Source organism: Ilumatobacter sp. (genome assembly GCF_030065885.1).
In the GTDB taxonomy this organism is placed as follows: Bacteria; Actinomycetota; Acidimicrobiia; order Acidimicrobiales; family Ilumatobacteraceae; genus Ilumatobacter.
Map to the genome: position 1 here is coordinate 24,151 of NZ_JASJCS010000066.1, position 11,503 is coordinate 35,653.

Below are 11,503 nucleotides of genomic sequence, written 5' to 3' on the forward strand. Positions count from 1 at the left end.
CTCCGGAGCCAGGAGCGGGCGAGGTCGCGCTTCAGCTCGCGGCGGCGCCGGCGTTGCGGGCGCGGATCCCGATCGGTGCCGACACGGTGAAGCCGAGCAGGTGCCGGTCCTCCTCGTTCTCGCCCGCCCAGAAGCCGTACTCGCGCCCGTTGCGGGCGAACTCACGGCAGGGGCCCGTGACCGGGCAGGCTGCGCAGAGCTTGGCCGCGCGAGCCTCGCGCCGCTCGCGTGCCTGCGGCCGCTCGGCCTTCGGAGCGAAGAACAGCTCGGTGCGTCCCTTGCACATGGCGTAGTCCTGCCAGTCGACGTGCCGGGGAACGTGGAACTCGAGGACTTCTGCTGCGGACATGCGTGTGCTCCTGTGTCGAGGGCTCGCTTAGTTTTAGCACTAAATCGCCATGGCCGCAAGAGGGGGCACCGAGGATCGGCCGGTGCCGATGGGGCCTCGGGGGGTCGGTCGCGTCAGAGCAGCTCGGCGGCGAGGCTCGCGACGTCGCTGCGCTCGCAGGCCGTCAGCGTGACATGGCCGAAGCACCGTTGATCGCCGAAGGCGTTGGTGAGCACGGCGAGCGCGTTGTTCGACTCACCCAGGTAGGGCGCGTCGATCTGGCTCGTGTCGCCGGTGAAGATGACCTTGGTGCCGTCGCCGATCCGGGTGAGGATCGTGCGCAGCGTGGTCGGTTCGAGGTTCTGCGCCTCGTCGATCACCACGATCTGGCGTTGCAGCGACCGGCCTCGGAGGAACGTGACCGACTCGAGCGACAGCTGGCCACGCGCGGTGAGCTCTTCGATCAGGTGCCGCGCGTCGTGGCTGCTGTTGCGGTCGGTGAGCGCGACGATCGCATCGTGGATCGCCGACATCCACGGATCGAGCTTCTCCTCGAGACCGCCGGGCAGAAAGCCCACGTCGGCCCGCCCGACTGGCACCAGGGGCCGGTAGACCGCCACGCGTTCGTAGCGCTGCTGCTCGACGACCTGCTCGAGTGCGGCGGCGATCGCCAGGATCGTCTTGCCGGTGCCCGCCCGCCCGTCGAGCGCGACCACGGCGATGTCGGGGTCGAGGAGCAGTTCGAGCGAGAAGCGCTGCTCCTTGTTGCGCGGCCGGAGACCCCAGGGCTCGGGTACCGCTTGGCTGAGGAGCACGAGCTCGGATGCGACCCGCCGGGTGAGCGCCGACTGGCTGCCGGATCGGAGCACGGCGAACTCGTTCTCGGCCATCGTGGCCGACTCGGGAATCGCGCCGGCATCGACGGCGCCGGCTGCGTACAGGCAGTCGATCACCTCGTACGGCGCCTCGACCACTGACCAGCCGACGGGTTGCTGCGACCGGTTGGCCTTCGTCGGCTGGTGCTCGGCCGCGGTGACCCCGAGGTGGGCCGCCTTGATGCGGAGCGCTGCATCGTTCGACAGCATGACGGTCGGTCCCGACGTGGTCTGGCCGAGCGCGGCGCCGATGATCCGGTTGTCGGGCACGGCGACGTCGAGGCCGTGCTCGCGGAGGAGGTGCTTCTGGATGCCGTTGATCTCGATCTGCACCGTCCCCGTGCCGACCGGCACCGGCTCGGCGAGCGAGCCGCCGTGCTCGATGCGCAACTCCTCGATCGAGCGCAACGCCGTTCGGGCGGCGCGCCCGACATCGTCGGGCCGGGTCTTGAGACTGTCGAGCTCTTCGACGACCGTGAGCGGGATGATCAGCGCGGCGTCGCCGAACGACGCCACGCAGTGCGGATCGGCGATCAACACCGACGTGTCGACGACGACGCGAGTCGTCGTGCCTGCCGCCGCCCGGGTCTCCTCCTCTCGATTCGGATCAGCGCCCTCGGTGTGGTGCGCTTGGTCGTTCGAAAGGAGATCGGTCACGGTCACCTCTGACGGATGCTGTCGGCCGGTTCGGCCGGCGATGGTTCGGTGTTCCCAACAGGGGACTTGATAACCCACGTCGCCGAATCGATGGTGGATGGTGCCCTCGACCTGGGGTGTCTCGCGGGCGCCGATGGCTGCCCGCCCACACCGGCGAGGGTCGATGCCGCGGGCGCGCCTATCGTCGCTGGTGTGGGCGACGACGGTGTCCGGGCTGGGGTGGCCTGCGTGTTCTGCGCGATCGTCGCCGGCGAGGCCGATGCGCACGTCGTGTGGTCGGACGACGTCGCGGTCGGCTTCCTCGACGCTCGCCCACTCTTCCACGGCCACACGCTGGTGGTTCCTCGCCGCCATCTGGTGACGCTCGCCGACCTGGCGGAGGACGAGGTGGGTGCGTTCTTCGAACGCGTCCGGCGCATCGCGGCGGCGATGCCGGACGCGCTCGGCGCCCAGGGCACGTTCGTCGCCAACAACAACGTCGTGAGCCAGAGCGTCGCCCATCTGCACGTGCACGTCGTGCCGAGGACGAGAGGCGACGGACTGCGCGGCTTCTTCTGGCCGAGGACGAAGTACCAGACCGGCGAGGCCGAGGCAACGGCTGCACGACTCCGAGTTGCGTTCGCGCCGTTCAGCGTCGACTGACGGTGCTCTGACCCCCATGGCGCAAGGGCCGGAGCCGGCCCTGGTTGCAAGTGCAACGAGATTGATAGTTGCAACGGTGTAGTTTGACGCGTTTCATGGCAGGCAGCCCGACGGGCCAGAGGCACAGATCCCGTGACTCGTCCACCAATTCGTGTTGCAAAGGAAGACCATGACCAAGTCAGAACTCATCGATGCCGTCGCAGACGCCGCCGGTGTGTCCAAGGCGGACGCGGAGCGCACCGTGGGTGCCTTCTTCGACACCGTCGTTGCCAGCACCAAGAAGGGCGAGAAGGTCGCCTGGCCGGGTTTCGGCTCGTTCAGCACCACCGAGCGTCCGGCCCGCACCGGCCGCAACCCGCAGACCGGCGCGCCGGTCGAGATCAAGGCATCGACCGCCATGAAGTTCCAGGCGAGCTCGACGCTGAAGTCGGCCCTCAACCCGGGGCGCTGACGAGCTGATGGCTGCGAAGAAGGCGCCGGCCAAGAAGAAGGCTGCCGCGAAGAAGGCGCCCGCCCGCAAGGCCCCCGCCAAGAAGAAGGCGGCCGCCAAGAAGGCACCGGCCAAGAAGAAGGCCGCGGCCAAGAAGGCGCCGGCCAAGAAGAAGGCGGCTGCGAAGAAGGCACCGGCCCGCAAGGCCCCGGCCAAGAAGAAGGCGGCCGCCAAGAAGGCGCCGGCCAAGAAGAAGGCGGCCGCCAAGAAGGCACCGGCCAAGAAGAAGGCGGCCGCCAAGAAGGCACCGGCCAAGAAGAAGGCGGCTGCGAAGAAGGCACCGGTCCGCAAGGCCCCCGCCAAGAAGAAGGCTGCCGCCAAGAAGGCACCGGCCCGCAAGGCCCCCGCCAAGAAGAAGGCTGCCGCCAAGAAGGCACCGGCGAAGAAGAAGGCGGCCGCCAAGAAGACGTCGGCGCGCAAGCGCTGAAACCACCTGCGACGAACGAGGGGCGAGCCTGGCTCGCCCCTCGTTTCGCGTCGTCAGAGACGGTCGATCCGCTTGAAGATCTCGGCCGCCCCCATGTCGTGCGGCGCCCCGAGCCCACCGAGCCGCTCGCGGATCCGGTTGCGAAACGCCTCGAGCTCGGCGTCGTCGACCGCCTTCATCGTCGACTCGAACTGGCTCTCGTGAGCTTCGAGTGCCTCGAGCTTGCGCTCGACCCACTCGGTGACGTCCTCGACGTGGTCGGGCTCATCGGCCTCCCAGAGCAGTAGCTCGTCGGGACGATGGTGCGCGATGTCGTGCTCGGGGAAGAAGTGCGGGTCACGAGCGGCGACGATGCCCTCGCAGGCGAGGAGCCCGGCGTGACGATGGTCGGGATGGAGCCGATACCGCTTCCACGGGTCGTGGCCGAGCACGACTTCGGGTCGCAACCGCCGGATCGTCAACGCGACGCGACTACGAGCCTCGAGGTCGCTGCCGAGCTCGCCGTCGACGTACTCGAGGAACACCACCTCGCCGGCCCGGTCGCCGGCGAGCGCTCGCGCCGCGGCGCGCTGCTCGACCTGACGGCGTGCGGCGAGCTCGCCGGCGTCGGCGTGTGCGTCCCAGGTGCCCTTGGACCCGTCGGTGCAGACGAGATGGTGCACGGTGCAACCGGACGCAGCCCACTTCGCGAGCGTGGCGCCGCAACCGAACTCGACGTCGTCGGGATGGGCGCCGATCGCGAGCGCGACCGACGGGGTGCCGATGTTGCGCGACATCGGCAGCGGATCGGCAGGATTGGCCGGTTGGCCCGGCTCGTCGGCACTCACTGCGGCATCGCCTCGCCGAGCACCGGAGCGAGCACGGGGACGACCAGTGGATGGCGACAGTCCTCGACGGTGTCGATGTCGATCGAGAGCCGCGGGTCGAGGCGCACGCTGACCGGCGCGCCGCTGGCGAGCGCGTGCCCGAGGTGCACCCGGAAGCTGCTCGCCCCGTAGGAGGCCGGCACCGGCACGTCGCACGGTCGGCCGAGCACGTTGGTGCCGTCGCGCCGCCCGTCCGGTACGAGCACGACGCGACCGGGGGAAGCGACCGAGGGGAGGTCGGCGGGCAGCGGTAGGTCGCCGTGACTGATGATGACGTGGTCGGCACCCTTGCCGGCGACGATGTCGACGCCGTGGTCGACGGCCCCGTTCAAGCCGAGGCCGGGGCTCCACAGCACCTCGGCGCCGAGCGCCGTGGCCCAGTCGGCGACACCGTCGTCGTCGCACGCGACGAACGTCGGCAAGGGCCGCGCGGCGTCGACCACGCGCTCGGCCAGCCAGCGGGCGAGCCGCGCCCGGTCGTCGTCGGGCAGCCGGCCGCGGAGTCGGGCCTTCGCAGCGCCGAACGCCTTGATCGGGATGAGCACGGCCGTCTCCACGACGGGAAGACTACGACCCGGCGCCGCATCTGTCCGTCCGAGGTGCGCTGGCCTACGCTGCGATCGCATGGCACGGTCGAAGGAGATCAGGGTCGCGGTCATCGGTGCCGGCTCGTGGGGGACCACGGTCGCGGCGCTCGCCTGCGTCAACACGCCGACGGTGCTCTGGGCGCGGCGGGCCGAGCTCGTCGACCAGATCAACGACGCTCGGGTCAACCCCGATTACCTGCCGTCGTTCACGCTGCCCGATCAGCTCCGTGCCACCGCCTCGATCGAGGAGTCCGTCGCCGACGCCGACGTCGTCGTGATGGCGGTGCCGTCGCACGGTTTCCGCGAGGTGGCGCACGCGGCGGCGCCGCACCTCCGGCCCTGGGTACCGGTGGTCAGCCTGTCGAAGGGCATCGAGCGCAAGTCGCTGATGCGGATGACCGAGGTCGCCGCCGACGAGATGCCGGGTCGACCCGTCGGCGTGATGACGGGTCCGAACCTCGCGAAGGAGGTCCTCGCCGGACAGCCGGCCGCCAGTGTGGTGGCGATCCCCGACACGACGATCGCGCTCGAGCTCCAGCGGATCCTCACGCGACCGAGCCTGCGGGTGTACACGAACCCCGACGTCGTCGGCTGTGAGGTCGCAGGCGTCGTCAAGAACGTCATCGCGATCGCATCCGGCATGGCCGAGGGGATGGGGTTCGGCGACAACACGCGTGCGACGTTGATCACGCGCGGCCTGGCCGAGATGTCGCGGCTCGGCGTCGCCATGGGCGGCGACCCACTGACGTTCGCCGGGTTGGCAGGCATGGGTGACCTCATCGCCACCTGTTCGTCGCGGCAGAGCCGCAACAACTCGGTGGGTCTCGCACTCGGCGAAGGCAAGTCCATCGACGAGATCCTGGCGTCGATGAACATGGTCGCCGAGGGCGTCAAGAGCTCACCGAGCGTGCTCGACCTGGCCCACCGGTACGACGTCGACATGCCGATCACCCAGCAGGTCGTCGCCGTCTGCCACGAAGGGCGGAGCGCGCGTGACGCGCTCGCGGCGCTGATGTCGCGCTCGAGCAAGAGCGAACTCGACTGAGCATGATCACGACCGGCGTGACCGGGCAGACGTGGCGCGCCTCCGTGTCACCGGGCGGCGACCTGCACCCGTGGGACGACGGGCCGGAGCTGCGGTGGTACGTCGCCGCCGACGATCGTTGGCACGTCCCCGACGACGAGCCGGCCGTCCGGCAGCGGCGCATCGACGGCACGCCGGTCACCGAGACCCGCGTCCGCGTGCCGAACGGCGACGTGGTCCAGCGAGTCTTCTCGGTCGCAGACGCAGGCGGGTTCACGGTCGTCGAGGTCGAGAACGAGTCGACGATGCCGGTGGCGATCGCGTTCTCACGTCGCGACGTCCTGACCGAGCGCCCGATCGCCGACGTCCCGATCGACGGCATCGAGCTGCCCGACGACGCGTTCGTGATGCCGCTCGGCCACCGGTCCACCTTGCGCATCGGCGTGCCGCACGGTCCCGGGCGGTCCGGGCCGCTGCCGCCGTTGCCGACGTTCATGCAGGTCGTGCGGGGCTGGTCGACGATCGTCGAGCGAGCCAGCCGGTTCGTCCTGCCGGACGGCGAGCTCGGTGCCGGGCTCGCGGAACGAGTCGTGGCGTCGCGCTGCGAGCTCGCACTCGGGGCGATCCCACGTGCCGACGAGGACGCCGCCGGCTTCGCGCTGGCGCTCAACGAGCTCGTGCGGATGGGTGAGGATCCCGATCACTGGCTGCCCGAGCTGGTCGGTGCGGTCGAGCGACTCGGCCCCACCACGACCTGGGCCGCCGACGTCGCCGTGGTGGCCGCCGGGCGCACGCTGGCGCAGGCCGGTGAACGACGGGCGCTGCGCGATCTCGACCGGATCGTGGCCCGTCGGACGCCGAGCCGGCGTCCTGACGCGCCCCCCGACGGCGTCGCGGCGATCGCCTGGCTCGAGACGTCGCTCGCGGACGGCGCGTCGCTGCTGCCCGACGGGTTGCCGCCCTCCTGGCTGGGCCAGTCGTTCGAGGTGTACGGCGTGCCGACGCGGCGTGGGTCGGCGGTGTCGTACGCGATCCGCTGGCACGGAGAGCGCCCGGCGGTGCTGTGGGAGCAGCAGGGTGCCGCGATCGAGCTGGTCGCGCCGGTGCTCGCTCCGGGCTGGTCGACGAACGAGGCCAAGGGCGAGGCACTCTGGCCGGCGCCAGGACCGCCGGCCGGCCCTGCGGGCGCTGCCGGCGACGAGGAGCCGTCCGGGTCGCCGGGCGGCGGCCCGACCTCGTTCAGCTGACGCTCAGCGGTCGAGCATCGAGCCGTCGCCGGATCTCGGCGATGTGCTCGGGTCCGATCTCGCAGCATCCGCCGACGATGGTGGCGCCGGCCGCCAGCCACCCGTCGACGATGTCCGCGTACGCGGCCGGGTCGAGGTCGTCGCGGCTGGTCAACACGGTGACCACGGACCCCGGCGCGTAGTCCTCCACGCTGTTCCGGAAGCCGTTGGCGTAGGCGCCGAACGGGATGCCGGCGCCGGCCAGGACCGGTATCGCGGCGTCGATCGCCTCGGGCTGCGAGCAGTTCACCAGGATCGCATCGACGGGCGCGGCAGGATCGTCTGCCACTGCGCGGATCGCATCGGCGAGCGGCTCGCCGCTGCGCAGGCACGCGGTGTCGTCGTCGCGGATCGTCCACGCCATCCACACCGGCGCGCCGGCGTGCGCGGCGCCGCGGGCGGCGGCACGTGACTCGTCGATCGAACCCATGGTCTCGCAGAGCATGACGTCGACGAATGGCGCCTGGAGCTCGGTGTCCTCGGCGTACAGCGGCCACAGCTCGTCGTACGGCAACGCCAGCTCGGGCCGGTACGACCATCCGTACGGTGACAGGCATCCGGCGATCCGCACGCCGGCGCGCCCGTGCTGCTCGCGCGCCTCGACGGCGAGCTCGCCTGCCAAGCGCTGCAGCCGCTCGTACTCGTGCCCGAGACCCGCTTGCTCGAGTCGGACCCTCGTCGTCGAGTAGGTGTTGACGGTGATCACGTCGGCGCCGGCCTCGATGAAGTCGCCGTGAACCCGCCGCACGAGCTCGGGCTCGTCGATCATCACCTGGGTCGACCACAGCGGCGTCACGTCGCCCTTGGCGTGACGCAGCACCTCTTGACCCAAGCCACCATCGAGCAACGTCGTCGTCTGCACGGCGACACGCTGCCACACGGCCGGGTCGCACCCACGAAGCGAGGTGCCGCTTCGTTGCGTCGCCGACGCGGTCGCCAAGCTGATCGCATGGCGGAGGAGCTGATCGGTCGGTTCGGCGAGGAACGGATCGAGTACGACGGCATCGTCGGCGAGCGCGTCGACATCGTCAGCGCGAACCCGGTCAACTACCACCAGGCGATCACGGACCCGGCCGGGTGCGAGCCGATCACGATCGAGGGGCAGCTGTTCGTTCGCCCCGGCGCCGTCGGTGAGCCGCTCGTGATCGTCGTGCCCGGCAGTCTCGGCGTCGGCCCGAACCACCGGCAGCACGCAGAGACGCTGGTCGGGGCGGGCTACTCGGTGTTTCTCATCGACCCGTTCGGCGCGCGAGCTGTCTCGTCGACGGTCGCCAACCAGACGCAGTACTCGTTCGCCGCCAGCGCGTTCGACGTGCTGGCAGCGGTTCGCACGCTGGGCGAGCATCCGGCGGTCGACCCCGAGCGGATCACGGCGCAGGGTCACAGCCGGGGCGGGTCGGCGGTGATGACGGCCGCGATGCGCCGCTTCACGGATGCGGTGCTCGAACCCGATGCCGGCCTCGCAGGCGTGTACGCGGTCTACCCGTGGTGCGGTCACCAGTTCGCCGACGCATCGGTCGGCAGCACGGTCGTCCGGTCGATCATCGGCGATCTCGACGAGTGGTGTTCCGTGCAACAGGTGCAGGCCCAGACCCGGGCGATCCGAGCCGCGGGCGGTGACGCGTCGATCCGCATCGTGGGTGGAGCACACCACAGCTTCGATCGACACGAGCCGGTGCACGAGCTCGCCGAGGCGAGCGTCGCACCCGCCGCACCGACCGCGCTCGTCGACGACGACGGCGCACTCGTCGACCCGTGGTCGGGCGAACGCTCGCCCGAGTTGACGGATCGCGATCTGTTCGTGGCGGCCGTCCAGTCGGGTCTCGGCCGTCGCGGCGCGAGGATCGGCGGCATCGGCGACCAGCCGGCCCTCTTCGACGCCGACATGCTCGCCTTCCACGAGTCGGTCCTGCGCCGCTGACGGCCCCGAGTCGCCGAGCAGCGATCGGCTACGCGGTTACGGTCGTCGCATGCTCGAGCCGACCATCGAGAGACTGCGATCGGCCGCCCGGGACGCCGAGGACGCCAGCGGCTACTTCGCCGCGATGTACGCCCGTGTGACCGACCGCGTCCAGAATGCGATCACCGACGGGCGCTTCGGCGACGGCGAGCGGATGGCGCGCTTCGCCCGCACCTTCGCAGACTGGTATCTCGGTCCCCGTCACGGCTCACGGCCGACGCCTGTGTGCTGGGAGGCGGCCGGCGACGTCGTCGATGATCGCAAATTGTTGATCGTGCAGCACCTCCTGCTCGGCATCAACGCTCACGTCAACCACGACCTGCCACAGGTCGTCGTCGAGCTGGCCGGGGTCGGGGAGTCGCTCGACGAACTCCGGCCGGACTTCGATGCGATCAACGACATCCTCGCCGAGACCCAGCCGGCCATCTTGCGCGACCTCGGCCGCGTGTCGGGGTGGACGCAGCTGGCGGCTGCGCGGGGAGGCCGTCGGTTGTTCAGCTTCTCGCTCGATCGAGCGCGTGCCCAGGCCTGGCACGCGGCCGAACGACTGCACCGCCTCGACGACGCGTCGCGTGCGCGCGACGTCCTCGAGCTCGATCGGCTCGTCAGCGTTCTCTCGTACCTCATCACACGCCCGAGCGCTCCGATCTCGTGGCTGCTCGCGATCCCGCGGTGGCTCGAGGACGACGATCCTCGTCGCGTGACCTCGCAGCTGCTCGGGCACCTCGCCTGATCGGCGACCGGATTCCTCCCGCATGCCGTCGATCCTCGGCCGTCGACGCTCGGCCGACGATGACGGCGACTGGTGGTGGTGGCCGCCGCCCGGACGCGGGTTCGGTCGACGCGGGCGAGACGACCGGTAGCGGTCCGCCGCCGGGTCGTTGCGTTCTTCCGAACGACGCCGGGCCGAACCGGTATCGTCGGCCTCGATGGCACGCGGCCGGGCGCCGACCCGCAAGATCGAACAGGAGCTGTGGGCGCAGGGCTGCGAGACCGTCGTCGGCATCGACGAGGTCGGCCGCGGCGCGTGGGCCGGACCGCTGATGGTGGGTGCCGCGATCCTGCCGCGAGAGAAGCGAGTGCTCGGGGTGCGCGACTCGAAGCTGCTGACCGAGCGGGATCGCGAGCGCCTCTTCGAGCGCATCGCCGACTGGTGCGTCACCTGGTCGGTCGGGTCGGTCAGCCAAGAGGAGTGCGACGAGATGGGGATGGCCGACGCGCAGCGCTTGGCGTGCCGGCGTGCCGTCGAAGGGCTCGATGTCGTCCCCGACGTCGCGGTCAGCGACGGCAAGTGGAACTTCGTGTCGCCGCTGGTACCTCGCGTCGAGATGCGCGTGAAGGCCGACCGCAACTGCCTGAGTGTCGCCGCCGCCAGCGTGCTCGCCAAGGTCGTGAGGGACCGCGAGATGCGGCGGCTCGCCGACAGCTACCCGAACTGGTCGTTCGACACCAACAAGGGGTATCCGTGCCCCATCCACAAGGCGGCGCTACAGGGTTACGGTCCGTCCGCGATCCACCGCCGGACGTGGGTCTTCATGGACAACTACGTGCCGTGGGGCGGCTGCCCGCGGGTGTTCCGCGCTGAGCAACCCACGCTGTTCTGATCATGATCGGGCTTCGCCGACCGGCGAAGCCCGATCGGCCACGGCTCCTGAGCTCGCTGATGGCTGTCAGGCCGAGAAGCCGGTGGGGCGTGTCGTGGGCGGGTCGGTGCCGGCGAGCCAGGTGAGCACGGCAGCCCGTGAGCAGCGCCACTGGTCGCCGAACCGGCGGGCGGGGAAGTCCCCCGTGGCGATGCGGTCGAGCACGTCGGACTCGTCGACGCGCAGGAAGGCGGCGACGGCGGTGAGGTCGAGGATCTCGTCGTCGTGGAGCTCGACGTTCGCATCGACCGCCAGCTGCGACGAGAGCAGGTCTTCGACGACCGCCTGCTTGGTGCGGCCGTCGGCGCGGATGTGTGCATCGAGCCGGGAGACCAGCGGTGAGGGCAGCCGTACGAACAACGCGGAGCGCTCGTCCATGCCGACATGCTAGCGGCTGGATATCGACAGATAGCAACTGCTAGCGTGCAGCCATGCGGATCACCGTGACGCCGATCGAGCTGGGCGAGGTGCAGCTGCCCGACGGGCACCCGCGGCGCGCCGACGGCGTCGCGATCATGCGTGGCTTCGTCGTGCGCCACCCCGACGGCATCATCGTCTACGACACCGGCGCGGGCGACGATCACGAGCGGCTCAACGAGCTCTACCACCCGACGGTCGTCCCGATCGTCATTGCCCTCAACGAGGCGGGGGTCGACGAGCGTGACGTGATCGCGATCGTCAACAGCCATCTCCACTTCGACCACTGCGGCCAGAACCG

The 11,503-nt window shown here is 70.4% G+C and carries 15 protein-coding genes; 9 read left to right on the top strand and 6 right to left on the bottom strand.

Going from position 1 to position 11,503, the window contains the following annotated elements; genetic code table 11:
- Nucleotides 1–31 precede the first annotated feature (31 nt).
- Both QNJ12_RS14555 and QNJ12_RS14560 read right to left on the bottom strand, forming a co-directional pair.
- Nucleotides 32–349: a WhiB family transcriptional regulator gene (locus QNJ12_RS14555; RefSeq protein WP_300623565.1), complete on the bottom strand. Its 318-nt coding sequence runs from the start codon at nucleotides 347–349 to the stop codon at nucleotides 32–34.
- 113 nt (nucleotides 350–462) lie between these two features.
- Complete coding sequence (locus tag QNJ12_RS14560) at nucleotides 463–1,860, bottom strand: PhoH family protein (protein WP_300623566.1); 1,398 nt, start codon at nucleotides 1,858–1,860, stop codon at nucleotides 463–465.
- A gap of 192 nt (nucleotides 1,861–2,052) precedes the next feature.
- On the opposite strand from QNJ12_RS14560, the gene QNJ12_RS14565 reads away from it, so the two are divergent.
- The 3 genes from QNJ12_RS14565 (at nucleotide 2,053) to QNJ12_RS14575 (ending at nucleotide 3,419) form a co-directional block, all read left to right on the top strand.
- Entirely contained in the window at nucleotides 2,053–2,502 is a 450-nt protein-coding gene (locus QNJ12_RS14565) for an HIT family protein (RefSeq protein ID WP_300623567.1), read from the top strand.
- Nucleotides 2,503–2,656: 154 nt separating this feature from the next.
- On the top strand, nucleotides 2,657–2,953 hold the full coding sequence (locus QNJ12_RS14570; protein ID WP_300623569.1) for an HU family DNA-binding protein: 297 nt from the start codon (nucleotides 2,657–2,659) through the stop codon (nucleotides 2,951–2,953).
- A 7-nt stretch (nucleotides 2,954–2,960) separates the two neighbouring features.
- Nucleotides 2,961–3,419 (top strand): hypothetical protein, encoded by a 459-nt coding sequence (locus QNJ12_RS14575; protein ID WP_300623571.1) that lies wholly within the window; start codon nucleotides 2,961–2,963, stop codon nucleotides 3,417–3,419.
- A 53-nt stretch (nucleotides 3,420–3,472) separates the two neighbouring features.
- On the opposite strand, the gene QNJ12_RS14580 is transcribed toward QNJ12_RS14575, so the two are convergent.
- Together QNJ12_RS14580 and QNJ12_RS14585 are read right to left on the bottom strand one after the other, a co-directional pair.
- On the bottom strand, nucleotides 3,473–4,246 hold the full coding sequence (locus tag QNJ12_RS14580) for a PIG-L deacetylase family protein (protein ID WP_300623573.1): 774 nt from the start codon (nucleotides 4,244–4,246) through the stop codon (nucleotides 3,473–3,475).
- On the bottom strand, nucleotides 4,243–4,842 hold the full coding sequence (locus tag QNJ12_RS14585; RefSeq protein WP_300623575.1) for a hypothetical protein: 600 nt from the start codon (nucleotides 4,840–4,842) through the stop codon (nucleotides 4,243–4,245). Before QNJ12_RS14585 ends, QNJ12_RS14580 begins: the two co-directional genes overlap by 4 nt.
- Nucleotides 4,843–4,909: 67 nt before the next feature.
- Between QNJ12_RS14585 and QNJ12_RS14590 the strand changes: the two genes are divergently transcribed.
- Complete coding sequence (locus tag QNJ12_RS14590; RefSeq protein ID WP_300623577.1) at nucleotides 4,910–5,917, top strand: NAD(P)H-dependent glycerol-3-phosphate dehydrogenase; 1,008 nt, start codon at nucleotides 4,910–4,912, stop codon at nucleotides 5,915–5,917.
- Between the two features lie 2 nt (nucleotides 5,918–5,919).
- Nucleotides 5,920–7,143 carry a hypothetical protein gene (locus QNJ12_RS14595; RefSeq protein WP_300623579.1) on the top strand — a complete coding sequence of 408 codons (1,224 nt, stop codon included), beginning with the start codon at nucleotides 5,920–5,922 and terminating at the stop codon, nucleotides 7,141–7,143.
- On the opposite strand, the gene QNJ12_RS14600 is transcribed toward QNJ12_RS14595, so the two are convergent.
- Nucleotides 7,136–8,044 (bottom strand): homocysteine S-methyltransferase family protein, encoded by a 909-nt coding sequence (locus tag QNJ12_RS14600; RefSeq protein WP_300623581.1) that lies wholly within the window; start codon nucleotides 8,042–8,044, stop codon nucleotides 7,136–7,138. The two genes, QNJ12_RS14595 and QNJ12_RS14600, sit on opposite strands and share 8 nt — an antisense overlap.
- A gap of 87 nt (nucleotides 8,045–8,131) precedes the next feature.
- Between QNJ12_RS14600 and QNJ12_RS14605 the strand changes: the two genes are divergently transcribed.
- The 3 genes from QNJ12_RS14605 to QNJ12_RS14615 all read left to right on the top strand — a co-directional run bounded on the left by QNJ12_RS14605 (nucleotide 8,132) and on the right by QNJ12_RS14615 (nucleotide 10,746).
- Nucleotides 8,132–9,103 carry a dienelactone hydrolase family protein gene (locus tag QNJ12_RS14605; protein ID WP_300623583.1) on the top strand — a complete coding sequence of 324 codons (972 nt, stop codon included), beginning with the start codon at nucleotides 8,132–8,134 and terminating at the stop codon, nucleotides 9,101–9,103.
- Nucleotides 9,104–9,152: 49 nt separating this feature from the next.
- Nucleotides 9,153–9,875 carry a DUF5995 family protein gene (locus QNJ12_RS14610; protein WP_300623585.1) on the top strand — a complete coding sequence of 241 codons (723 nt, stop codon included), beginning with the start codon at nucleotides 9,153–9,155 and terminating at the stop codon, nucleotides 9,873–9,875.
- Between the two features lie 196 nt (nucleotides 9,876–10,071).
- A complete protein-coding gene (locus tag QNJ12_RS14615; protein WP_300623587.1) occupies nucleotides 10,072–10,746 on the top strand; it encodes a ribonuclease HII in 675 nt (224 codons plus the stop codon).
- A gap of 66 nt (nucleotides 10,747–10,812) precedes the next feature.
- Here the strand turns inward: QNJ12_RS14615 and QNJ12_RS14620 are convergent, their stop codons facing one another.
- Nucleotides 10,813–11,163 carry a helix-turn-helix domain-containing protein gene (locus QNJ12_RS14620; RefSeq protein ID WP_300623589.1) on the bottom strand — a complete coding sequence of 117 codons (351 nt, stop codon included), beginning with the start codon at nucleotides 11,161–11,163 and terminating at the stop codon, nucleotides 10,813–10,815.
- A gap of 53 nt (nucleotides 11,164–11,216) precedes the next feature.
- Between QNJ12_RS14620 and QNJ12_RS14625 the strand changes: the two genes are divergently transcribed.
- Nucleotides 11,217–11,503 (top strand): MBL fold metallo-hydrolase (locus tag QNJ12_RS14625; protein ID WP_300623591.1); only part of this gene is annotated, 287 nt, incomplete at its 3' end.

Excerpts from the sequence above, each read along its gene's own strand:
- QNJ12_RS14555 (WP_300623565.1), bottom strand. The coding sequence starts at position 349 with ATGTCCGCAGCAGAAGTCCTCGAGTTCCACGTTCCCCGGCACGTCGAC.
- QNJ12_RS14610 (WP_300623585.1), top strand. The coding sequence starts at position 9,153 with ATGCTCGAGCCGACCATCGAGAGACTGCGATCGGCCGCCCGGGACGCC.
- QNJ12_RS14615 (WP_300623587.1), top strand. The coding sequence starts at position 10,072 with ATGGCACGCGGCCGGGCGCCGACCCGCAAGATCGAACAGGAGCTGTGG.
- QNJ12_RS14620 (WP_300623589.1), bottom strand. The coding sequence starts at position 11,163 with ATGGACGAGCGCTCCGCGTTGTTCGTACGGCTGCCCTCACCGCTGGTC.
- QNJ12_RS14575 (WP_300623571.1), top strand. The coding sequence starts at position 2,961 with ATGGCTGCGAAGAAGGCGCCGGCCAAGAAGAAGGCTGCCGCGAAGAAG.
- QNJ12_RS14595 (WP_300623579.1), top strand. The coding sequence starts at position 5,920 with ATGATCACGACCGGCGTGACCGGGCAGACGTGGCGCGCCTCCGTGTCA.
- QNJ12_RS14590 (WP_300623577.1), top strand. The coding sequence starts at position 4,910 with ATGGCACGGTCGAAGGAGATCAGGGTCGCGGTCATCGGTGCCGGCTCG.
- QNJ12_RS14605 (WP_300623583.1), top strand. The coding sequence starts at position 8,132 with ATGGCGGAGGAGCTGATCGGTCGGTTCGGCGAGGAACGGATCGAGTAC.